The following is a 21,960-nucleotide window of genomic DNA, read 5'->3' as shown; positions in this document are numbered from 1 at the left end:
CAGCAAGTTTCCTCAACCCCCTTGGCAGACCCCTGAATACAGAACGGGCCGCAATTCCGTGCGGCCCGTCCGTTCTCTCGTTCGCGAGTTTTTCTTACTTCGCGTTCTTCTTATCGTAGCGTTTTGCGTAGCGGCTCATAAACTTATCGACGCGACCGGCGGTGTCTACCAACTTCATCTTGCCCGTGTAGAACGGGTGCGAGGTGTTGGAAATTTCCATCTTATACACGGGATAGGTTTCGCCGTTCACTTCGATGGTCTCTTTTGTCGAAACGGCGGACCGACACAAAAACACGTGGTCGTTCGACATGTCCTTGAACGCCACCAAACGATAATTCTCCGGATGAATACCCTTTTTCATTTGTCGTTTTTGTTTTTTGGTTTGTGCTTTCGCGCCACAAAGGTAATAAAAATTCGCGATTCCCATCCACAATCCGCATTTATTTTCGTCCGCCCGTCAAAATAACGGGGCCGCCTTGCCCCCCCCATAGGGTTACACCCCAATCGAATCCCCCGCCGCCACCCCTCGTATGTTCCGGCTCCCGCATCGTTCTTTTTTCGGCGCTCCGTATTTGCGCATTCCGGATTGTTTTTCTATCTTTGCAGCCGTCTTCGGGCGGTCTTCCGCCCGTCCGGGCCCATAGCTCAGTCGGTCAGAGCAGCGGACTCATAATCCGAAGGTCGTGGGATCATGCCCCTCTGGGCCCACTCCGACAAAAAGAGGTTGCAAGCATTTGCAGCCTCTTTTCTTTTGCCCGCCGCAAAATTTACAGCAAAAGAGTTTGAACCGATGGGTAGCCTCTTTTTATTTCCAGATGTTACGGAAATAAAAATCCGCCCCATCACGACAGGGCGGATTTCATATTACTTTTTCGAGGTTTTGGAATTACTCGTATTAGGACGTTGAGAATTTGCGACGGGCATGGGTCTTGGCATGGTTTGGCCATCGGTAATTTTCTTTTTGTCCAAGGGCATGTTTGAGATTTGATCATCTGTAATTTTTTTCATAATTTTAATTATTTAATAAGACTGACAATAAGGTAAATACGATTCCAAGGAGTAAAAGTATAACGGATATGATATTCCAGCGATCGGTATATTTATTTCTACGGCATACCAAATCATACATGGTTTTATGCTCATACTCTTTATCCTTTTGTATTAGATCATCAATAGCATCAAGTGTTTTTGTTGCTTGTCGCTTTGCTACAAGAATACTGATAAGATTTCCAATAATACTCGAGCATAGAAAAATCCAACCAACCGACATCAGCGAAAGGGGGATACTAACGTATTCCTCCTGAAAGGGCAAAATGGCAACGGAGATGCCCAATAATCCACTGGCTATCGTTGTGCTCTTTTGCCCAATTGTACTTTCGCTTTTTGAAATTATTTCTTGCACAGCACAACGTAATGAATAATATTCATTAGAACTTTCATCTTTCATAATCAATCCATTTCAAAAATATTCGAAAATTTTTTCCAATCGTTGTTGTTTCGTAGGCATTGGTTGTACCTGCCGGAACTTTCAAAACGGAGCACATATGGAGTTCGCCAGCATGGCCCCTACCTCGCGTTTTCCCTGCTTAACGATTTTCTCAGAGATGTCCACGTAGTACATTGGTACTTTGATAATTGCATCTAATCATTTCATATTGTAAAAGTATTAAAATTGGGTTTCTATTATTCTGAAATATTTCCATCCGTCAGCCGTAGCATACGCCGTCTTGCTGCCTATCGGGACATACAAGGTCAACATTGTGCTAACACCTCTAAAAGTATTGGCACAGACACTCGGCGGCGTCATTGCCTTGCAATAGATACTTGTCAGGCTGCGGCAACAGTAGAATGCGAAGTCTTCAATCGACGTCACACCGTCGGAAATCGTGATGCTTGTCAGGTTGCTGCAATCTTGGAATGCGGAGTATCCGATCTCTGTCACGCCGTCGGGAATCGTGATGCTTGTCAGGTTCCAGCAACTGGAGAATGCCCAGTTCCCGATCGACGTCACACTGCTGGGAATCGTGATGCTTGTCAGCCTGATGCAATCGGAGAATGCGCACATCTCAATTGACGTTACGCCGTCAGGAATCGTTACACTTGTCAATCTGCTACATTTGGAGAATGCGTAGCTTTCGATAGCTTTCAGTGTCTTTGGTAATTTAACGGATGTCAACGACGTTCCGGAGAATTTAAAAGACGGCAGCACCTCCAAATTCGCATTTTCCATATCGAGGACTGCGAGATTCGGAAGATTTTTTAGCGTCTCATAATCCTCATCGTTCAGATTGCCGATAACGGTCAATTCTGTTATTTCGGTTTTGTAGTAGTCAGCCAGCTGCTGCAACAGCGTACCCGGAGTTTCGACCGTAATAGTCAATGGCTTTTTGTCGGGCGAATTGATCAGTTCGCAGTTGTCGTGCGAGTACGCTGAAAAGGTTACCGCGACGAGTAGTGCGGCGAAAAAAACTGTTTTTTTCATAGCAATTAAATTTGAGGTTTTGAGTTTCAAATTCTATTGCCGTACAACTCCTATGCGGCGGGATATGCGCAAAAAGAAAGTGTGGAGCTGATTTCGTTTATCAAGTAGGAGGTTGTGGTATGACCTTGACTGAAATAAACGACGCAATACCCCACACTTGAATAGATATGGGATATAGGGATGCAGAACGCATCCCTGCCAACATCTAAACAAGAAATGAGTGCTGTTCGTCGTCCTTCAGTCTTGAAATTACCACATTCCCTACTTAGGACAAAAGCGAAAACACTTTCCGATATGTCTGCTTGGGAGTGCAACCCAAGCACCGCAAAAATAGGAATTTTTTTCGCCACGAACAAACACTCACGGTGAGGCATCGCTCAAAAAGTACGGAAACTATGAAATATAGCATTCCGCACCCGAAAATTCAGCCGGATTGCACTATGTTTCAAATGAAAACAGAAGGGATTCGACATCCTCGAACCATGGAATCATGCCCCTCTGGGCCCACAGCAGAGGCCGCAACCTGCAGGTTGCGGCCTTTTTGCTATCTGTAACCGGACAGGAGACCCGTCCGGCGAACGCATTTTTGAACCGTGCTTGCGAAAAGTGGCGAAAAATTGCTACCTTTGCGACATTAAACAAACTTCATATTTATGGAATTCGAAGGAACCGTTTACAAAATAATGCCCGTCACCAAGGGCACTTCGGCCCGCGGCGAGTGGCAGCGGCAGGACGTCGTCTTCGAGTACAACGACGGCGGGCAGTTCTCGCGCAAGATTTGCGTCACGTTCTTCAACCGTCCCGACGATGCCGCCAAGCTGCGCGAGGGCGCCGCTTACAGCATCTCCGTCAATATCGAGTCGCGCGAATACAACGGGCGTTGGTATACCGACATCCGGGCTTGGCGGCTCCAGCCCAAGCAGGCCGAGGCGCCCGCCGCGCCGATGCCCGACATGCCGCCCATCCCCGAGGAGCCGTCTTTCGCTTCGGCGCCCGCCGCCGAGGTCGACGACCTCCCGTTCTGATACGGCCCCGCAAAGCGTATGACTTCGGTCCGAACTGGACCGAAGTTTTTTTGTCTCCGTTAAAAGTGCGGCATAATAATGGCGGGGCTTTTCTTAAAACGCCATCCATGAAAACGCATTACCTCGGGTTGGAGCTCTCCTCTCCGGTCATCGTCGCCAGTTCGCCCTATACCGCCACTTCCGCCAACATCCAGAAGTGCGCCGCTTTCGGGGCCGGGGCCGTCGTGCTCAAGTCCATCTTCGAGGAGCAGGTGCTGCGGCAGGCCGCCGCTTCCGATTTCGAGCCGCAGGGTATGGGCGATTCGGGCGAATACCTCGAGCGTTATCTCGACGACGCGTACAAACTCGAATTCCTCCGGCTGATAAGCGACGCCCGCCGGACCGGACTTCCGGTCATCGCCAGCATCAATTGCATGTCGGCCGGAGCTGCGTGGACCGATTACGCCGTGGCCATGGTCGATGCCGGGGCTTCCGCCTTGGAGCTGAACATCTTTTTGCAGCCCGCCGACCCTTGCCGTCCCGCACAGGAAATCGAGTGCGAATACGCCGGCATCGTCCGGCAGGTAACCGCCGCGATCTCCGTTCCCGTTTCCGTCAAGCTGCCCATGCGGCTCACCAACGTCTTGGCCATGGCCGAGACCCTGCGACATTGCGGGGCCCGGGGCGTGGTCCTGTTCAACCGCTTCTTCGAGCCCGACATCGACATCGAGCACCTTCGCTTCGTCGCCAGCGATCCTTTCAGCGCGCCCTCGGAGTTGCGCAACGTCCTGCGCAGCGCAGCGCTTTGTTCTTCCATGATTCCCGAATTGGATTTGTCCGTTTCGACCGGGGTTCACAATGGCGAAGCCGCCGTCAAAGCGCTTTTATGCGGTGCCCGCGCCGTCCAGGTCTGCACCGCCATCCATCTCTGCGGTTACGAGGTCATCGAGGCCATCGGCCGGTTCATCGACGAGTGGGCGGAGCGCCACGGTTTTTCGTCGCTCGACCAGTTTTACGGCAAGCTGAATTACGGCCAGATCGGCAACGCGCTTTTCCAGCGGGTGCAGTATATGAAGTACTTCCCTTCCAAGGTCGAATAGGCGTCTTACCGTCCCGTTTCTTCTTCGTATATCGCGGCGAACCGTGCGCGCAGAGCCGTCGCATCGCCCATCAGCGCCCGCAGTTCTTCGAGCCGCCGGGCGTTTTCCGAATGGGGAATCCAAAGTTGCAGATAGCCGCCGTCGCCATATTTTCGCCGGAGGTGTTCGCAGCAGCGGGCGTATTGTCCTTCGCGGTCCAGTTCCGGATAGTGTTCCAGTCCGTATTGAATCGTCCGCCGCAATACCGTCCCGATTTCGATGCAGCGGTCCGCTTCGGCCACTATGCGGCCGTAAATCGTGCGGGGCGCATGGTCCGACGACGCCCGGTGGTCTTCCACCGCATCGCGCATGACGGTTATTTGCTCCTCCGAGAACCAGCGGCGCAGGTTCCGGTCCGCTGCAAGCAATTCGCCCGACCGAAGGTGGTGGCGCTCCCGTCCGTCCGCCAGCCCAAGGTCATGATAAGCCGCCACCGTGTAAACCATCTCCGCATCCACTTCATAGTGAGTGGCCAGTTCAAGGCTTCGGGCGATTACCATTCGGACGTGGTCCGTCCGATGGGCCGCATCGAATGCCTCGTAGCGAGGCAGGATTTCGGTTTCAATATAGGTGTGCAGGTCCATATTCATGCGGCAAAGTTACGAAAGATGCGACAAAAAAAGTCCGCCTTTCTCTCAAGGCGGACTTTGCATTCGGAGCGTCGGCGCTTAGGCTGCGGCGTTGCCCCATTTGTTGGCTTCGGCCTGCGAGGGCTGGCACCACCAGTAAATCAGCAGGATGGCTCCCACCAACGGGATCAGGCTGATCAGATAGAACCAGCCGCTCTTGCCCATGTCGTGCAGACGGCGGACACCGATACCCAGCATCGGGCACAGGATGGCCAGGCCGAACAGACCCGAAAGAAGTCGCATGCCGATAATGCCGTCGATGATTCCCAGCACGATGTTGATTACAAAGGCAACCAGCACGAATTTCCAGAAATCGGCTACGTTCGTGCGGCCCTTGAAGTCAAAATACTGGCCTTTCACAGCGTTCAGAAATACGTTGAAAGCGGACTTGATAAAATCCATAATACAAAATGTTTGAGTTAAACAATTAATCAGTACCTACTCTTTTGCGGATTTTCGGTTGCTTCCGATATTTTTTGGCGATCCTAGTCGGCACCCGCTTATTTCGCGTATGACACCGCCCGCGTTTCCCGGATGACCGTTATCTTCACCTGACCCGGATAGGTCATTTCATCCTGGATTTTCTTGGCTATGTCGTGCGACAGGCTCTCCGACTCCAGGTCGGTCAGTTTGTCGGCGCCTACAATCACACGCAGTTCGCGGCCCGCCTGAATCGCATAGGTCTTCACCACTCCCGGGTACGACAGCGCGATGTCCTCCATCTCTTTCAGCCGCTTGATGTAGCTCTCCACCACTTCGCGGCGGGCTCCCGGCCGGGCTCCCGATATGGCGTCGCACACCTGGATGATCGGAGCGATGAGCGAGGTCATCTCCACTTCGTCGTGGTGGGCTCCGATGGCGTTGCAAACTTCGGGTTTTTCCTTGAATTTCTCGGCCAGCTTCATGCCGATGATTGCGTGCGGCAGTTCGGGTTCGTCATCGGGCACCTTGCCTATGTCATGCAGCAGTCCCGCACGGCGGGCGATTTTGGGATTCAGCCCCAGTTCCGACGCCATGATTCCCGCCAGATTCGCCGTCTCACGGGCATGTTGCAACAGATTCTGGCCATACGACGAGCGGTATTTCATCTTGCCTATCATGCGGATGAGTTCCGGATGCAGACCGTGTATTCCCAAGTCGATGGTCGTGCGTTTGCCCACCTCCACAATCTCTTCTTCGATTTGTTTCTGCACCTTGGAGACCACTTCTTCGATGCGGGCCGGGTGGATGCGGCCGTCGGTCACCAGCTGGTGCAGCGACAGGCGGGCGATTTCGCGGCGTACCGGGTCGAATCCGCTGAGGATGATAGCCTCCGGCGTGTCGTCCACAATGATTTCGATGCCCGTCGCAGCTTCCAGCGCACGGATGTTGCGGCCCTCGCGGCCTATGATGCGGCCTTTTACTTCGTCGCTTTCGATGTTGAAGACCGTCACCGCATTTTCGATGGCTGTCTCCGTCGCCACGCGTTGTATCGACGCCACGATGATTCGCTTGGCTTCCTTGGCCGCGGTCATCTTGGCTTCTTCGATGGTTTCGTTCACATAGGCCGCCGCTTCGCTCTTGGCTTCGGCCTTCATGTTTTCCACTAGGATGTTCTTCGCATCTTCCGAGCTGATGCCCGAAATCTGTTCCAGACGCAGGTTCTGCTCGCGGTGCAGGCGGTCGATCTCTTCCCGTTTGTGGTCGAGCAGCTGCATCTGGTTCTGCATCTGTTCCTTGAGTTCGTCGTTCGCACGCAGCTTCGCTTCCAGTTCGCGCTGCTGGTTCTGTATGTTTTGTTCAATGCGGCGGATTTCCTGTTCGGTCTGCACAATCTTCTGATTGCGTTCGTTGAACTGGCGGTCATGCTCGCTCTTGAGCTGCATGAACTTTTCCTTGGCCTGAAGGATTCGTTCCTTCTTGATCATTTCGGCTTCGGCTTCGGCTTCCCGGAGGGCCGTTTCGCGGCGCTTGCGGATCGAGGTCCGGGCCACCATGTTGGTGACCGCGGCATAGACCGCCACAGCGCCGACAGCCGAGACGACTGCCCAGATAATGGTATCCATCGAGTATCTTCTGCTTTAGTTGGTTAAAAATATTGTCGGGTTCTCCCGCGCCGTCCCCTTGCGGACGGTGCGCGGAGTTCCCGGTGTATCAAAAAATCCGCATAGGATTCCTTAGTCTTGTTTGACGAATCTGCAAGATAAGTCATGTGCGGAGGCTCCGACAATCGCAACCTTCCACCGGCACGCCGGAGCGTGCTCCCCTTGCGGGTACGAGGCCTGATTTTGAAGCGTCGCGAGTTGCTCCGATGTAAGAAGTGTTCAGTTTCGCAAAGCTGTAAGGAATCTATGCGGGTAGATTCTTCCGTATGGTAAAGAACGTCACTCCCCCGGGGAGTTCAGGTACGCATCCAGTTCGTCGTCCAGCCGTTCCAGCCGGCCGAGGTCGTCCGCATCCGGTTCGCGGTCCAGGCGCGTCTTCACATTGGCTATGGCAAATTTCAGCGCCGCCATCGCAAGGTAGTCCTGTTCCGACCAGTTGCGGATTTTCTGTTGCTTTATCAGCGCCAGATAGTTGTTCACCTCGCGTTCGGCCAGCCGGTAGGCTTCTTCCTTGCCGCTCTCGATGGTGAACGGGTAGTTCTTGCCCGCTATTTTGAGCGTTATCGCCTGTTTGGCCATCGCTTTCTGCGTTTTGTCTCTCTTCTCCCAGCTCCCGGGCCGCTAAGGTCCCGGCCTCTCCTCCCGGTTTTCATCCGGCCCCGGACTTCCGGTTCTCGCCGACTTTTCCTCCGGGCTGTCCGATTCCGGGTCTTTCTCCCGTTCCCGTGCCGGTTCCTGTTCGTTTTTTGGTTCCGGCGCCAAGTCATCCCGTACTACGCCCCGGTCATTCGTTTTCCCGGTCCGGCTCCACGTCGGGGCGTTCGAGCAGCGCTATGCACTTGTCCACCTCCCGCATCAGTCGGTTGACGCGTGCCCGCGCCTTGTCCCGGTTCGTACTCCCGCCAGCCAGACCGTCGGTCAGCTGCATCCGGGCCACTTCGGCGTCCAGCTCACGGTTGCGTTCTTCCAGCGCGCGGTTTTCCTTGCGCAGGGCGTCGCGTTCGGCGGTCAGTTCGGCACAGATTCCGCTGAGCCGCCGGTGTTCGCCGATCAGTTGCCGGACACGGGCCTCGATGTTCTGTATGACGCTTTTGTCGGCCATGGCTTGCGGTAGAGTGTTCCGTGTTCTGTCTTCAAAGGTACAATAAAAACGGGAATCCGCAAAATTTATTTCACCGCAGGTTCGCCGTAGAGGTCATAGTCCGCCGCCGCGGTTATTTTCACGTCATAGAAGCGTCCGCGCAGAAGACGCCGTCCGGCCGCCGGAATCAGTATCTCCTGGTCCACTTCCGGCGAATCGTATTGCGTGCGACCTACATAGTGGTCGCCCTGCCGCGAGTCCACCACCACCCGTTCCGTGCGGCCCACCCGGCGGCGGTTGTTTTCCAGCGATATGTCGCGTTGGAGCGCCATGATGCGTTCCACCCGGTCCTGTTTCACTTCCTCCGGCACGTCATCGCGCAGATGCAGTGCCGAATGGGTCCCTTCTTCTTCCGAATACGCGAATACCCCCAGCCGCTCGAAGCGCACCTCGCGCACGAACGCTTCCAGCTCCGCAAAGTCCGCTTCGCTCTCGCCCGGATAGCCTACCAGCAGCGTCGTGCGCAGCGCCAGGTCAGGAATGGCCCGCCGCAGGCGCCCTATCAGTTCCATCGCTTCGGCTTTGGTGTGGCGTCGCAGCATCGCCGAGAGTTGGTTGTCTGCTATGTGTTGGAACGGGATGTCCAGATACTTGCAGATTTTCGGTTCGGCGGCCATCGTCTCGATTACGTCGTCGGGAAACCCCGTCGGATAGGCATAGTGGAGCCGCACCCATTCGATACCCCCGATGCGGCACAGCCGGCGCAGCAGTTCCGCAAGCATCCGCTTCCCATACAGGTCCACCCCGTAGTAGGTCGTGTCCTGCGCTATGACAATCAGTTCGCGCACCCCCTGCTCCGCCAGCTTCCGAGCTTCTTCTTCCAGCACTTCCATCGGCACCGACACATGGGGGCCGCGGATAAGCGGGATGGCGCAGTAGCCGCATTTCCAGTTGCAGCCCTCCGAAATCTTCAGATAGGCATAGTGGCCCGGCGTCGTCAGATGACGGCTGGTCGCCAGCTCCGGATTTTCGGCAGCGCCCAGCGCGCGGACGATGCCGTCCCAGTCACGGGCGCCGAAATAGTCGTCCGCTTCGGGGATTTCGGCCCGCAGTTCGTCCGCGTAGCGTTCCGAAAGACAGCCTATGACGAACAGCCGTTCGATGCGGCCCGCTTTCTTGGCTTCCGCGGCGCGGAGTATCATGTCGATGGATTCCTGTTTGGCGTCGCCGATGAATCCACAGGTGTTGATTACCACCGTCTTGGCATCCGTGCGGTCGCTGTCCCAGAGTACTTCGTAGCCAGCCGCCGCCAGCCGCGCCATCAGATGTTCGCTGTCGACCGTGTTCTTGGAGCAGCCAAGAGTGACAACGTTAATCTTTTTCATGGCCGAACAGAGCGTTGACGAATTCGCGGCGGTCGAACATCTTCAGTTGGTCGATGCCCTCGCCGATGCCGATATAGCGCACCGGAATGCGGAACTGGTCGCTGATGCCGATTACCACGCCTCCTTTGGCCGTGCCGTCGAGTTTGGTGATGGCCAGCGAGGTCACCTGCGTCGATTGCGTGAATTGCCGCGCCTGCTCGAACGCGTTCTGGCCCGTCGAGCCGTCGAGCACCAGCATCACCTCGTGCGGCGCTCCCGGAATGACCTTGGCCATGACATTGCGGATTTTGGTGAGTTCGTTCATCAACCCCACTTTGTTGTGGAGCCGGCCCGCCGTGTCTATCAGCACCACATCGGCTCCGTTGGCCTTGGCTGAGGTCAGAGTGTCGAACGCCACCGACGCCGGGTCCGAGCCCATCTCCTGCCGGATCATCGTGGCGCCCGCACGGTCGGCCCATACCTTGAGTTGGTCGATGGCGGCCGCACGGAACGTATCGGCGGCACCTATCCACACCTTGCGGCCCGCCTTGGTGAGTTGCGCCGCCAGCTTTCCGATGGTCGTGGTTTTGCCCGCACCGTTCACCCCCACCACCATCACCACATAGGGTTCGCCGGGCCGGGCATCCAGCCCGAAATTGTCGGCCGTACCGTGGGCTTGTTCCAGCAGGGCGGTTATCTCTTCGCGCAGGATGTTTTGCAGTTCCGACGCATTCATGTATTTGTCGCGGGCAGCCCGTTCTTCGATGCGGCGGATAATCTTGACGGTCGTCTCCACCCCCACGTCGGAGGTCACAAGCACTTCTTCCAGGTCGTCCAGCACTTCCGCGTCGATAGTCGAACGTCCCGCCACGGCACGGGTCAGTTTGCTGAACAGCCCGGCCTTGGTCTTCTCCAGCCCCGCATCAAGTTCTTTCTGACCCGCAGCGGATGTTTCCCGACCGTCGCGGCTGCCTTCGTCGGGCCGGGCCGGGTCGCCGGATTTCTTTTTGAAAATATCGAAAATCGCCATATTCGCACGAATTGTCCCCAAGGGGAATCTGTTTGGCAAAGATACGAATAAATAAGGTAAAAGTTGAAAGGTGAAAAGTGAAAGGTATTTTTCACCCCCCCATGTGCAGGACAAAGTATCTTCGGCATAGTTAAAGATAACAAAAAAAATTCCTTACCTTTGTTTATATATAGTCATTCCTCAACCATGAAAAAGACACTTCTTTTCGTTTGGGCCGCTTTGGGGGTTCTCGCGTCGGCGTCGGCGCAGGACCTCATCGTCCGGCGCGATTCGGCGCGCATCGAAGCCCGGGTCACCGAAATATCCCCGACCGAAATCCGTTACAAGCGCGCTTCCAACCCCGACGGGCCCACTTACGTCCTGCCGCTCGGCGACGTCCGGTCGATCCGTTACGCCAACGGCGAAGAAGAGGTCTTCGCCCCGGCCGCAGCACTCCATCCCACAGAAGCACCTGCAAAAACTCCGGCCGAAGCACCCGAGAGCATCCCTCCGACTGCACCAACCGCTCCAGCAGAAACCCCAGCACCCACACTGCCCGAGCCAACGGCTTCCATCCCCGACGGACCGCTCCGTGTCGGCGACTATTACAACCGCAACGGCGTGCAGGGCATTGTATGTTACGTCGAAGCGAACGGACGGCACGGGCTTGTCATTTCACTCGACGAGGCGATGTTACCGTGGAGCATCTTCCGCAAGCCCGATTTGCGCACCGTCGGCACTGCCAGCGCCAACGACGGTCTGGAAAACATGGCGACTTTGGAGCGTTATATCGAAGCCAACAACCTTTCGTGGGACGACTTCCCCGCTTTCAAGTGGTGCCGCAGCCACGGCGACGGGTGGTACCTGCCCGCTATCGACGAGCTGCTCGCCATCGGCCACGGTTACCACGGCGGGTCGCGGGTCCGCAGCAGCCGGCAGGCCCGCAACCGGTTCAACGACGCCTTGCGTTCGCACGGCGGCAAGCGTATGGACCGGATGGTCTATTACTTTTCATCCACCGAAAAGAACGACAGGGAGGCCCTCACTTCGCACCTCGACCTCCAGCCTCCCTACCTGGTCGAGATTCCCAAATCCAGCAAGTTCCTCGTCCGGGCCGTGCACCGGTTCTAATCAATAATGAATAAATACAGGCAACCCGAAAAAAAACAATTATTCACTATTCATTCAAAATACAAAGGGCATCCCTCGGGATGCCCTTTGTATTTAAGAGACTTGCTCCTAAAATACTTATTTCTTCTCTTCTGCGAAGAAATCCTTGACCTGTTCGTTGGGAACGATACCTTCCTTGAACATGTAGGCTCCGGTCTTCTCCGACTTGACCATCTTGATGCACTTGGTGAAGTTCTTGCCCGTGCCGGTCTTCAGTGTAGCGACTACTTTCTTTGCCATGGGGTTCTATGTTATTTGATTTCGCGGTGAAGGGTGACACGCTTGAGGAACGGGTTGTACTTGCGGCGTTCCAGACGGTCGGGGGTGTTCTTCTTGTTCTTGGTGGTGATGTAGCGGGACATTCCGGCCACACCGCTCTCGCGTTGTTCGGTGCATTCCAGGATTACCTGCACGCGGTTGCCTTTCTTAGCCATTGTGACGGTGATTTTTAGTAGACTTTCTTCGGAGCCACGGCTTCGCGCAGAGCGACCTCGAGCCCTTTCTTGTTGATGGTTTTCATGCCGGCGGCGGTTACCTTGAGGGTGATCCAGCGGCCGTCCTGTTCCGACCAGAAGCGCTTAGTTTTCAGATTGGGACTGAATTTGCGCTTGGTCTTGTGGTGCGAGTGGGAGACGTTGTTGCCCACGATCGCCACCTTGCCTGTGATTTCGCAAACTTTCATTTGTCGTTCGGTTTATTTGAGTTGTTCCCGCACAAAACGGGTTGCAAATATACGATTTTTTCCGCAAACGGCAAAATCCGGGAACTAAAAAACCGGGGCAGTCCCCATTGTTCCGAGATGCCCGATTCTCAATTCTTGATTTTCACGATTTCTTCCCGCAGCAGCGCTATGGCCTGCGACGACGCGCGGTCGATGATTTGTCCGCGGTCCGTACCGCATTGCCTGCACACAGCAAAGGTGCCGCGGGGCGTGGCTACGGCCATCCATACCGTGCCCACAGGTTTTTCGTCCGTGCCTCCCGTCGGGCCCGCAATTCCCGTCGTCGCCACCGCAAAGTCCGCCCCCGACATCCGGCGGGCTCCTTCGGCCATTTCGCGGGCCGTCGCTTCGCTCACCGCGCCGTGGCGTTCGAGGGTTCCGGGGTCAACGCCCAGCACCTTTATTTTCGATTCGTTGCTGTAGCTCACCACTCCGCAAAGGAAATAGGCCGACGCACCGGGCATCGCCGTGAAGCGCGCCGCAATGGTCCCGCCCGTGCAGCTCTCCGCCACAGCCAGGGTCCGGCCCGATTCGGTCAGCATGGTGTGAATGAGTTCCTGCACCGTCGCCGTTTCGTAGCCCACCACATGTTCCGGAATCAGCACCCGCAGTTCCTCGAAACGACCTTCGATTTCGCGCGCTGCGCTTTCGCCATCCACTTCGTAGGCCGACAGCCGCAGCCGCACCGCCCCCGGATTGGGCAGGTAGGCCAGCTTGAGGTAGGGCGGCAGGGCGTTTTCCCACGCTTCGATGCGCGCGGCCAGCATGGATTCGGCCAGCCCCGTGGTAATCAGCGTGCGGTGGACGATCTGTTTCAGCGCAAAGCGCGCCTTGAGCCGCGGCATCACTTCGTCCTGCATCAGGTGTTCCATCTCGAACGGCACTCCGGGCAGCGAAACCACGACGCGCCCTTCCCGCTCGAACCACATCCCCGGCGCCGTGCCGTGGGCGTTGAAAAGCACCGTGCAGCAGGCAGGGACCAGCGCCTGCGAGCGGTTCAGCGCGTTGAATTCGATGCCCCTTTCGGTCAGCATCCGTTCCACATGGGCCGCCACCGCCGGGTCGCAGACCAGTTCGCTGCCGAACATTTCGGCCAAGGTCTTCTTCGTGATGTCGTCCTTGGTGGGCCCCAGCCCGCCCGTGACGATGACCACTTGCGATTCGGCCAGCGCATGCCGGAGCGTCTCCACGATTTGCGTGCGGTCGTCGCCGATGGATATTTTTTCGCGGACCGCAATTCCTGCCGCATTGAGGTGGCGGGCTATCGAGACCGAATTGGTGTCGACTATCTGGCCGATGAGAATTTCATCGCCTATCGTCAGAATCGTAGCGTTCATAAGGGTGAATTCAGTTTTCGGATGCCGGGGTGTCGGGCGTCTCCGCAGCCGTCGTATTCTCGGCTACTTCGGGCGCCGCCGTGTTCGCAGCCGCTTCCGCATCGGCTATCAGTGCCCGGCAGATGTCGCGGACCAGCCGGGGGCCTTCGTACACCAGTCCCGTACAGACCTGCACCAAGTCGGCTCCTGCGGCGAACATGGCCCGGGCGTCGTCGGCGCTCATCACTCCGCCCACGCCGATAATCGGGTAGTTGCCGCCCGAGCGGGTATGGATGCGGTGCACGATTTCCACGGCCCGCCGGGTCAGCGGCGCACCGCTCAGCCGGCCGCTTCCGGCCTTGCCCACAGCCGCACGGCTCGTCTTCAGCCCGTCGCGGCCGAGAGTTCCGTCCGTGGCTACGATGCCGTCCAGCGGGGTTTCTATCAGAATGTCGGTCACCACGTCGACCGTTTCGTCCGACATGTCGGGCGAGACCTTGAGCATGATGGGTCGGTATTGGTTCTGCCCGCGGCGGAAGTCGAAAAGCGGGTCCAGAATGCGCAGTATCTCCTTGCGCACCTCTTCCAGCGACGGTTCCTGCTCCACCGGATTGTCGCAGCAGATGTGGACCGTAAAATAATCGGCGTATTGATACAGGTTGCGGAAGAGCTTGAGGTAGTCCGACGGCCCGTTCTCGGGGAGCGTCGAGGTGTTCCGGCCGATGTTGCACCCGACCACCACCCCCTTGCGCGGGCGGCGCAGATGGCGGATCACCGCTTCGAGACCGCGGTTGGGCAGTCCCGTGCGGTGAATCATCGCGTCGTCCTTGGGCAGCCGGTAGATGCGGGGACGCGGGTTACCCGGCTGGGGGCGCGGCGTGAGGGTTCCCACTTCAACGAATCCGAATCCGGTGGCACCCCACCCGGCGATGGCTTCGCCGCTGCGGTCGACACCCGCCGCCAGCCCCACCGGGTTATCGAAATGCAGCCCGAAGACTTCGCGGCCGAGCGCCGGATGGCGGACGGCGAAACAGCGCGACAGCAGCCAAAGGCCGCCAGGCAACCATCCCACCAGGCGCAGCAGCCACACCACGGTGCGGTGCGCCCGCTCGATGTGGAGTGCGAAAAGAATAGGTCTGATGACGCTGCGATACATAACGGCGCAAAAGTACGAATTTTTCCCTAAAAGTATTCCCGACGGTAGGCGTAAGCATCGCGGATACGCTCGAAATCCCCTGGGCAGGCTTTCAGGCGGCGGGTTTCGGCCTCCACGTCGAACGCGCTGCCGATGGAACCGCAAAGTTCCGGCCAGCCCACGGGCCACGGCACCGACGGGGCGGCCGCAGGCGGGTACCAGCCGCCGAGTGGCAGGCCGAACGTCCGGGCAACAGCCTGCACAGCCATGGCGGTGGCGGTCGCCTTGCCCTGCTCGGAATAGCCCGCAATATGGGAAGTGGCGAGTTCTGCGTGGGCGAGCAGTCCTGCATCAAGGTGCGGTTCGTGTTCCCAAACGTCGAGCGCGCAGGCCAAACCGCTGGCCAGCAAGGCCGTGCCGTCGACCACCTCGCCGCGCGACGAGTTAATGACCACGGCCCCGGGCTTCATGATGCGGAAAAGCGCGGCATCGGCCATGTGGCGGGTCGTGTCGTCCAGCGGCACGTGGAACGTAAGCAGGTCGGCCTGGCGGGCGACTTCTTCGAGCGGCAGAAACCCGCAATGTTCGCGGGCTTCGCGCGGCGGGTCGCAGCACACGACCCGGAATCCCCAGCTCTCGGCATACGCCTTTACGAGCGCCCCCACGTGCCCCACACCGACGACTCCCAAACACTTTTCGGCGGGCTGCCACCTCTGCCTGCGGGCGAAATGCACCAGCACGGCAGCGACCCATTGAAGCACTCCGCGGGCGTTGCATCCGGCAGCCGTCTCCACCCGGACGCCGTTAGCAGCGCACCAGTCCATGTCGATATGGTCGAATCCGATGGTCGCCGTAGCCACGAGCCGCACGCGCGACCCGCCCAGCAACGCTTCGTCGCAGCGGGTCCGGGTCCGGACAATCAACGCGTCGGCATCGGCCACGTCCGCGGCAGTTATTGCGGCTCCGGGCAGACGGCGCACCTCGGCCCACGGCTCCAGCACCCCTTCCAGGAAGGGTATCGCGCTGTCGGCAACGACGGTTATTTTTCGGACAGAATTTTCCATTGCTCCGCCAAAGGTAGAAAAAAAACAAAAAATGCGTACCTTTGACCGCGGAAACAAATACTTGACCTAATATATTAATATGATGGCGGAAACTGCGGATACACAATCTTTCGATCCGGACGGTGTGGGCGTGGACAACGGCACCTATTTCGGGATGCCGTTCGCCCCGGACGATGCGGCGCTGGTGCTCGTCTCGGCACCGTGGGACGTCACAGTCTCCTACGGCGCCGGCACGGCCTACGGCCCCGACGCCATCATCGAAGCCTCGACGCAGCTCGACTTCTACGACCCGCTGTCGCCCGACGCATGGCGCCGCGGCATCGCCACAGCCGACATCGACTACACCCTCCAGGAGGCATCGCAGCGCCTGCGCAACGACGCCGAAAAGGTCATCCGCCACCTGGAAGAGGGCGGTTCGCCCGACGACGACAGCATCGCCCGCAAGGTCCGCCGCGTCAACGAGGGCAGCGCAGCCATGAACGCCAACATCGCCGCACAGGCCCGCCATTGGCTCGGCCAAGGCAAAATCGTAGGGCTCGTCGGCGGCGACCACTCCGCCCCTTACGGGTTGCTCCAAGCGCTGGCCGAACGCCACGAGCGGTTCGGCATCCTCCATATCGACGCCCACTGCGACCTGCGCGAAGCCTACGAGGGATTCGAGTTCTCGCACGCGTCAATTATGTATAACGTACTGCGCGACATTCCGCAGGCCGCCAAAATCGTGCAGGTGGCTGTCCGCGATTTCAGCCGCCGCGAGTTCGAGTTCGCCGCCGCTTCGGAGCGGGTCGAGCAGTTCGGCGACCTCTCGCTCGCCGAGGCGGAGTTCCGCGGCGAAACGTGGGACCAGCAATGCCGCCGCATGGTCGAACGGCTGCCGCAGGAAGTCTACGTCAGCTTCGACATCGACGGCCTTTCGCCGGAAAACTGCCCCCATACGGGTACGCCCGTGCCGGGCGGGCTGAGTTTCAACCGCGCGCTGTGGCTCATCGAAACGCTCGTCCGCTCGGGCCGCCGCATCATCGGGTTCGACGTCGTGGAGGTCTCCCCCTCGCCCGCCGACCGGACCGACGCCATCGTAGGCGCCCGGGTTTTGTGGAAGCTCTGCGGCCTGACCCTCAAATCGAATGACAAGCAATAAAAACAAATAGCTATGCGTCTGTTTTCAATGTATCGCTGGGTGCGCAACAGCCACAAGCTGTCGCTGCGCAGCCGGGGTTTCACGGAAGCCCCCTGGGCTGGCGGCGTCGTGCTGCTGGCCTGCGTCTTCGTGGCCATGCTGCTGGCCAACCTCCCCGTAGTCAAGGACTATTACCACAACTTGCTGGAGACCGACCTCTCGCTGGTGGTCCATTCGCCGGGCGGACTGATCGACTGGGCGTTTCCGCAGGGGATGACCGTCGAAAAATTCATCAACGACTGTCTGATGGTCATCTTCTTCTTCACCGTCGGGCTCGAAATCAAGCGCGAGGTCGTCCACGGCCAGCTCTCGTCGGTGCGCAAGGCCATCCTTCCGGTCGTCGCCGCGGCTGGCGGCATGATGGCTCCGGCGATGATTTTCGCACTTTTCAACCACGGCACGCTCGCGGCCAACGGTTGGGGAATCCCCACCGCCACCGACATCGCGTTCGCCGTGGGCATTCTCTCGATGCTGGGCGACCGGGTGCCCGTCTCGCTCAAGATTTTTCTGACGGCGCTGGCCATCGCCGACGACCTCGGGGCCATCCTGGTCATCGCACTTTTCTACGGCGGCGAACTGCAAACGGAACTGCTGCTCTTGGCGCTGCTAATCATGGCGGGCGTCTACATCGCTTACCGAATGGGCGAAAAACGGATGATTTTCTACCTGCTGCCCGCTATCGCCGTCTGGGGGCTGTTCTACTATTCGGGCATTCATGCGACCCTCTCGGGCGTGGCAATGGCCATGCTGATTCCGATGGAGCCGCGCTACAGCAAGGAATATTTCATCCACAAGATGCGCTGGCTGCGCGACCACCTGCTGGCCGTAGAGGATTCGGCCGAGGAATTCCCCAACGAGGAGCACCGCTTCTACCTGCGTCAGATGACCTGCTTAGGCGCCCAATCCGTGGGGATGAGCTACCGGCTCGAACACGCGCTGGCTCCCTATGTGACGTTCCTCATCATGCCCATCTTCGCACTGGCCAACGCCGGAGTGGAAATCACCTCGCTGGAATACATCAACATCTTCGATTTCTCGCCCGAAATCGGCTCGGTGGGCATGGGCGTCTTCTTCGGCCTGCTGGTCGGCAAACCGTTGGGCATCTTTGTTGCAAGCTGGATCGCCGTGAAATCCAAAATGGCGGTCATGCCCGAGGGCGCTTCGTGGCGGATGCTGCTGGCCGTAGCGTGCCTGGGCGGTATCGGCTTCACCATGTCGCTGTTCGTCGATTCGCTGGCCTACACCGACCCGGGGCTTATCGACCGCGGCAAAATCGCCATTCTGATGGGTTCGACCGCGGCCGCCGTAGCCGGCAGCCTGCTGATTCTGCTCTTTTCCAAAAAACAACCGCGATGATGAAACGGACGATTCTGTTGCTGGCCGTCGGTGCGACGGCCCTCGCCTGCTCCAAGAACGGCAGCGGCGGCGCGAAACTCCGCACCGACACCGACTCGGTCGCCTACGTGCTGGGCTTCAACATCGGACTGAACCTTCAGCGGATGGATTCGACCCTCAACGCCGAAGCCGTCTGCGAGGGAATCCGCGACGTATTCCGAGGCACCACGAAGCTCTCGGCGGCCGATGCGGAGACCTGCTACCTACGTTTTCAGAACCACACCCTGCCCGAGAAAGCCCGCGCCTACGAGGAGCAGTTCCTGCTCGACATCGCCAAATCCAACCGTGCCTACGCCCGCACCGCTTCGGGGGTGACCTACACCGTCGACGAGGTGGGCGACCAGGAACGTCTCCCCAACTCGGACCGCGACACGGTGCTGCTCCGCTATGTAATCCGCACGGCCGACGGGCACGAAGTCTACTCCTCCTATGAGCGGGGCGACACGCTGCGCAGCTCCGTCGGACAATTGCAGCGCGGTGTGCGCGAGAGCCTGAAACTGATAGGCAAGGGCGGCCGCATCAACGCATGGCTACCCGCCGCCACGGCCTACGGCGCTGAAGGCAATGCCGAACTCGGTATCGGCCCCAACGCAACGCTCTACTACGAAATGGAGTTGATCGACGTCATCAAATATTCGGCCCGGAGACGGTAAAGCTAACTAATGAATAACAGGTTTCCGCTCGGCTTGCACTTTACCTGCGCTATGCTCGGTTTAGATAGGCGGCGCCTCGGGAAAATGCAAACTTCGTTTGCTTTTCCGCTCGGCTTGCACTATCTTTGTCACTCGGAGTGAGAAACAAACACTTATACAAAATAAAACCATGAAAAAAATCCTTCTGGCAACGGCCATCGCTGCCATGACGCTGGTTTCCTGCAGCGGCGACCGCAAGACGACGGTCGTCATGGGCGACACGGCGCAATTCGACACCCTTTCCTACGCATTGGGTGCCAACATCGCTGCGGGCATGAACTACCAGCTGAGCAACGTTCCGTTCGATTACAAGGCCATCGACGAAAGTTTCAAGAACGCTGTGCTGGGCAAGACGTCGGTCAAGCACGAAGATGCCCGCAAGACCCTGCAGGACTTCTTCAACTATGAAACCTACGGCAAGCGCATGCAGGCCATCGACCGCAAGCGCAAGGAAGCCGACAGCATCCGCCTTGCCAACGGCGACACGACCCAGGTCGTTTACGGCGCCGACCCCGAAATGTTCGAGACCGAGGAGGAGCGCGACGAAATTTCGTCGGCATTCGGTACCGACATGGGCTACAACGTTCGTCAGAGCGGCCTGCCCCTGCAGGTGGTGTGGATGCTCGAAGGCATGCAGAACGTTCGCGACAAGAACCCCAAGATGACCGAAGACGAAGTAGGCCAGTATCTCCAATACTACTTCATGGTGAAGCGTCCCGCCGAGAACGCCGAGGCATCGCAGGCATGGCTAGAGAAAATCGAGAAAAAATCGGGCGTGAAGAAGACCGAATCGGGCCTGCTCTACAAGGTGGTCAAGGCCGGCGACATGAATATGAAGCCCTCCGACCCGCGCGACGTGGTGAAGGTGCACTATACCGGCCGTCTGCGCACGGGCGACGTTTTCGACACTTCGTTGTTCAAGAACCGTCCCAAGGAGCAGCAGGAGATGATGAAGCAGCAGCTTCCCGACAGCTACGACAAGGACGAGCCCATCGAATTCCCGCTCAACCGGGTTATCCGCGGCTGGACCGAGGGTTTGCAGCTGGTCGGCAAAGGCGGTAAAATCAAGCTCTGGATTCCGGCCGAACTGGCTTACGGTTCGAGCGACAACGGCCGCATCGGCCCCAACGAAGCGTTGGAGTTCGACGTGGAGCTGATCGACGTAACGCCTTACGAGGAGCCCGCTCCCGCTGAGGAAGTTCCTGCCGAAACTCCCGCAGAATAACCATTCCGCCATTCAGTTCAAAAGGCCGTCCCGAAAAAGGACGGCCTTTTTTCAACGCTCTGACCACGCTTATTCACCCGAACAAACAGGGCCGCGCAAGGCGGCCCTGAAGCATATAAGACAAGCCCCTACACGAACGGGAGCGGAGTTACCTGGGCCTTGAGGGCCTTGTCGCGAATGATGACGGCGATTTCGGTGCCGGGCTTGGAGAAGCCGGCAGCGACGTACCCGAGCCCGAAACCGATTTTGAGACACGGCGACATGGTGCCGGAGGTGACGTGGCCGATGGGCGTGCCGTCGGGAGCGGCCAGCGCATAGCCGTGGCGCGGAATGCCGCGGTCGATCATCTTGAACCCGACGAGTTTGCGCGTGACGCCCTCGCTCTTCTGCTTCTCCATCAGCGCCCGGTCGATGAACTCCTTGCCCTCGGCGAACTTGGTAATCCACCCGAGCCCGGCCTCGATGGGCGAAGTCGTGTCGTCGATGTCGTTGCCATAGAGACAGAAACCCTTTTCGAGCCGGAGCGTGTCGCGGGCACCGAGCCCGATATTCTTCAGCCCGTATTCGGTCCCGGCTTCCCAAAGCGCCGTCCAGAGTTTGTCGCCGTCCTCGTTGGCCACATAGATTTCGCAGCCGCCCGACCCGGTGTAGCCCGTAATCGAAAGAATGGCGTCACACCCGGCCACCCGCATCTTGCGGAACGTATAATACTCCATCTCCTCAACGGGTTCGGCGCACATTTTCTGCACGATTTTCATGGCCAGGGGCCCCTGCACGGCGAGCTGACAGATTTCGTCGGAAGCGTTGTAGAGTTCCTTGCCGTGACCGGCTTCCATGCCGAGCTTGGCCCCCTCGGCGCAGATATGCTGCCAGTCCTTGTCGGTATTGGCCGCGTTGACCACCAACAGATAGGTCTCGGCGTCGACACGATAAACCAAAATGTCGTCGACGATGCCGCCGCGGCCGTTGGGCATGCACGAATACTGCACCTTGCCGTCGTAGAGCTTCGACACGTCGTTGGACGTAATACGCTGCAAAAGGTCGAGCGCCTTGGGCCCCTTGACCCAGATTTCGCCCATGTGGCTGACGTCGAAGACCCCGGCGCCCTGCCGCACGGTCAGATGCTCGTCGTTGATGCCCGAGAACTCGATGGGCATGTTGTACCCCGCGAACTCGGCCATGCGGGCCCCGGCGGCGATGTGGTACTTGGTGAAAGCGGTTGTTTTCATGGTATCAGGTAAGGTTTCAGGCTGTTTCCGGATTCGGGCTGAAA

The 21,960-nt window shown here is 58.1% G+C and carries 24 protein-coding genes and 1 tRNA gene; 8 read left to right on the top strand and 17 right to left on the bottom strand.

The features are described from left to right. Nucleotides 1-94 precede the first annotated feature (94 nt). Nucleotides 95-361, bottom strand: coding sequence for a type B 50S ribosomal protein L31 (locus QVG21_RS05775; RefSeq protein WP_019149403.1), 267 nt, complete (start codon nucleotides 359-361; stop codon nucleotides 95-97). A 273-nt stretch (nucleotides 362-634) separates the two neighbouring features. Here QVG21_RS05775 and QVG21_RS05770 point away from each other — a divergent pair. Continuing rightward, nucleotides 635-708 (top strand) — tRNA-Ile (locus tag QVG21_RS05770). A 304-nt stretch (nucleotides 709-1,012) separates the two neighbouring features. Here QVG21_RS05770 and QVG21_RS05765 read toward each other — a convergent pair. Both QVG21_RS05765 and QVG21_RS05760 read right to left on the bottom strand, forming a co-directional pair. Continuing rightward, nucleotides 1,013-1,447 carry a hypothetical protein gene (locus tag QVG21_RS05765; RefSeq protein WP_287922980.1) on the bottom strand — a complete coding sequence of 145 codons (435 nt, stop codon included), beginning with the start codon at nucleotides 1,445-1,447 and terminating at the stop codon, nucleotides 1,013-1,015. Between the two features lie 219 nt (nucleotides 1,448-1,666). Beyond that, the gene (locus tag QVG21_RS05760) at nucleotides 1,667-2,482 is read right to left on the bottom strand and encodes a leucine-rich repeat domain-containing protein (RefSeq protein WP_287922978.1); all 816 of its coding nucleotides are present in this window, start codon (nucleotides 2,480-2,482) and stop codon (nucleotides 1,667-1,669) included. Nucleotides 2,483-3,135: 653 nt separating this feature from the next. Between QVG21_RS05760 and QVG21_RS05755 the strand changes: the two genes are divergently transcribed. Further along, nucleotides 3,136-3,507 carry a DUF3127 domain-containing protein gene (locus QVG21_RS05755; RefSeq protein WP_287922976.1) on the top strand — a complete coding sequence of 124 codons (372 nt, stop codon included), beginning with the start codon at nucleotides 3,136-3,138 and terminating at the stop codon, nucleotides 3,505-3,507. Nucleotides 3,508-3,614: 107 nt separating this feature from the next. Beyond that, entirely contained in the window at nucleotides 3,615-4,586 is a 972-nt protein-coding gene (locus QVG21_RS05750) for a dihydroorotate dehydrogenase-like protein (protein ID WP_287922974.1), read from the top strand. Between the two features lie 5 nt (nucleotides 4,587-4,591). Here the strand turns inward: QVG21_RS05750 and QVG21_RS05745 are convergent, their stop codons facing one another. From QVG21_RS05745 to ftsY, 7 genes are all read right to left on the bottom strand, one after another. Then, complete coding sequence (locus QVG21_RS05745; protein WP_287922972.1) at nucleotides 4,592-5,215, bottom strand: HD domain-containing protein; 624 nt, start codon at nucleotides 5,213-5,215, stop codon at nucleotides 4,592-4,594. A 78-nt stretch (nucleotides 5,216-5,293) separates the two neighbouring features. Further along, nucleotides 5,294-5,656: a DUF805 domain-containing protein gene (locus QVG21_RS05740; protein WP_251214067.1), complete on the bottom strand. Its 363-nt coding sequence runs from the start codon at nucleotides 5,654-5,656 to the stop codon at nucleotides 5,294-5,296. A gap of 98 nt (nucleotides 5,657-5,754) precedes the next feature. Next, nucleotides 5,755-7,299 carry a ribonuclease Y gene (gene rny, locus QVG21_RS05735; protein WP_251214068.1) on the bottom strand — a complete coding sequence of 515 codons (1,545 nt, stop codon included), beginning with the start codon at nucleotides 7,297-7,299 and terminating at the stop codon, nucleotides 5,755-5,757. Nucleotides 7,300-7,617: 318 nt separating this feature from the next. Then, nucleotides 7,618-7,917, bottom strand: a complete 300-nt coding sequence (locus QVG21_RS05730; protein WP_251214069.1) for a cell division protein ZapA — start codon at nucleotides 7,915-7,917, stop codon at nucleotides 7,618-7,620. Nucleotides 7,918-8,122: 205 nt separating this feature from the next. Next, nucleotides 8,123-8,440, bottom strand: coding sequence for a coiled-coil domain-containing protein (locus QVG21_RS05725; protein ID WP_287922967.1), 318 nt, complete (start codon nucleotides 8,438-8,440; stop codon nucleotides 8,123-8,125). Nucleotides 8,441-8,505: 65 nt separating this feature from the next. Then, a complete protein-coding gene (gene rimO / locus QVG21_RS05720) occupies nucleotides 8,506-9,804 on the bottom strand; it encodes a 30S ribosomal protein S12 methylthiotransferase RimO (protein ID WP_287922966.1) in 1,299 nt (432 codons plus the stop codon). Then, nucleotides 9,791-10,813: a signal recognition particle-docking protein FtsY gene (gene ftsY, locus QVG21_RS05715; RefSeq protein ID WP_287922964.1), complete on the bottom strand. Its 1,023-nt coding sequence runs from the start codon at nucleotides 10,811-10,813 to the stop codon at nucleotides 9,791-9,793. Before ftsY ends, rimO begins: the two co-directional genes overlap by 14 nt. A gap of 186 nt (nucleotides 10,814-10,999) precedes the next feature. Between ftsY and QVG21_RS05710 the strand changes: the two genes are divergently transcribed. Beyond that, nucleotides 11,000-11,923: a hypothetical protein gene (locus QVG21_RS05710; RefSeq protein WP_287922963.1), complete on the top strand. Its 924-nt coding sequence runs from the start codon at nucleotides 11,000-11,002 to the stop codon at nucleotides 11,921-11,923. A 117-nt stretch (nucleotides 11,924-12,040) separates the two neighbouring features. Here the strand turns inward: QVG21_RS05710 and QVG21_RS05705 are convergent, their stop codons facing one another. From QVG21_RS05705 to QVG21_RS05680, 6 genes are all read right to left on the bottom strand, one after another. Continuing rightward, complete coding sequence (locus QVG21_RS05705) at nucleotides 12,041-12,202, bottom strand: DUF4295 domain-containing protein (RefSeq protein ID WP_251214074.1); 162 nt, start codon at nucleotides 12,200-12,202, stop codon at nucleotides 12,041-12,043. Nucleotides 12,203-12,213: 11 nt separating this feature from the next. Further along, nucleotides 12,214-12,396, bottom strand: a complete 183-nt coding sequence (rpmG, locus tag QVG21_RS05700) for a 50S ribosomal protein L33 (RefSeq protein WP_251214075.1) — start codon at nucleotides 12,394-12,396, stop codon at nucleotides 12,214-12,216. A 14-nt stretch (nucleotides 12,397-12,410) separates the two neighbouring features. After that, complete coding sequence (gene rpmB / locus QVG21_RS05695) at nucleotides 12,411-12,644, bottom strand: 50S ribosomal protein L28 (protein WP_251214076.1); 234 nt, start codon at nucleotides 12,642-12,644, stop codon at nucleotides 12,411-12,413. 128 nt (nucleotides 12,645-12,772) lie between these two features. Then, a complete protein-coding gene (locus QVG21_RS05690; protein ID WP_287922960.1) occupies nucleotides 12,773-14,020 on the bottom strand; it encodes a competence/damage-inducible protein A in 1,248 nt (415 codons plus the stop codon). 10 nt (nucleotides 14,021-14,030) lie between these two features. Then, nucleotides 14,031-15,155: a quinone-dependent dihydroorotate dehydrogenase gene (locus QVG21_RS05685; protein ID WP_287922959.1), complete on the bottom strand. Its 1,125-nt coding sequence runs from the start codon at nucleotides 15,153-15,155 to the stop codon at nucleotides 14,031-14,033. A gap of 26 nt (nucleotides 15,156-15,181) precedes the next feature. Further along, on the bottom strand, nucleotides 15,182-16,177 hold the full coding sequence (locus tag QVG21_RS05680) for a 4-phosphoerythronate dehydrogenase (RefSeq protein WP_287923022.1): 996 nt from the start codon (nucleotides 16,175-16,177) through the stop codon (nucleotides 15,182-15,184). A 100-nt stretch (nucleotides 16,178-16,277) separates the two neighbouring features. Between QVG21_RS05680 and QVG21_RS05675 the strand changes: the two genes are divergently transcribed. The 4 genes from QVG21_RS05675 to QVG21_RS05660 all read left to right on the top strand — a co-directional run bounded on the left by QVG21_RS05675 (nucleotide 16,278) and on the right by QVG21_RS05660 (nucleotide 20,687). Next, nucleotides 16,278-17,336 (top strand): agmatinase family protein, encoded by a 1,059-nt coding sequence (locus QVG21_RS05675; protein WP_287922958.1) that lies wholly within the window; start codon nucleotides 16,278-16,280, stop codon nucleotides 17,334-17,336. Between the two features lie 12 nt (nucleotides 17,337-17,348). Then, nucleotides 17,349-18,731 carry a Na+/H+ antiporter NhaA gene (gene nhaA / locus QVG21_RS05670; RefSeq protein WP_287922956.1) on the top strand — a complete coding sequence of 461 codons (1,383 nt, stop codon included), beginning with the start codon at nucleotides 17,349-17,351 and terminating at the stop codon, nucleotides 18,729-18,731. After that, a complete protein-coding gene (locus tag QVG21_RS05665) occupies nucleotides 18,731-19,423 on the top strand; it encodes an FKBP-type peptidyl-prolyl cis-trans isomerase (RefSeq protein ID WP_287923021.1) in 693 nt (230 codons plus the stop codon). Before nhaA ends, QVG21_RS05665 begins: the two co-directional genes overlap by 1 nt. 169 nt (nucleotides 19,424-19,592) lie before the next feature. Beyond that, a complete protein-coding gene (locus tag QVG21_RS05660) occupies nucleotides 19,593-20,687 on the top strand; it encodes an FKBP-type peptidyl-prolyl cis-trans isomerase N-terminal domain-containing protein (protein ID WP_287922955.1) in 1,095 nt (364 codons plus the stop codon). 128 nt (nucleotides 20,688-20,815) lie between these two features. Here QVG21_RS05660 and gcvT read toward each other — a convergent pair whose 3' ends face one another. Then, complete coding sequence (gene gcvT / locus QVG21_RS05655) at nucleotides 20,816-21,916, bottom strand: glycine cleavage system aminomethyltransferase GcvT (protein ID WP_287922953.1); 1,101 nt, start codon at nucleotides 21,914-21,916, stop codon at nucleotides 20,816-20,818. Between the last annotated feature and the right edge of the window lie 44 nt (nucleotides 21,917-21,960).

Origin of the sequence: Alistipes sp. UBA6068 (genome assembly GCF_949428155.1) — a bacterium.
GTDB lineage: Bacteria > Bacteroidota > Bacteroidia > Bacteroidales > Rikenellaceae > Alistipes > Alistipes muris.
Note: the sequence above shows the minus strand (reverse complement) of the source record. Positions and strands in the feature narration are given on the sequence as shown.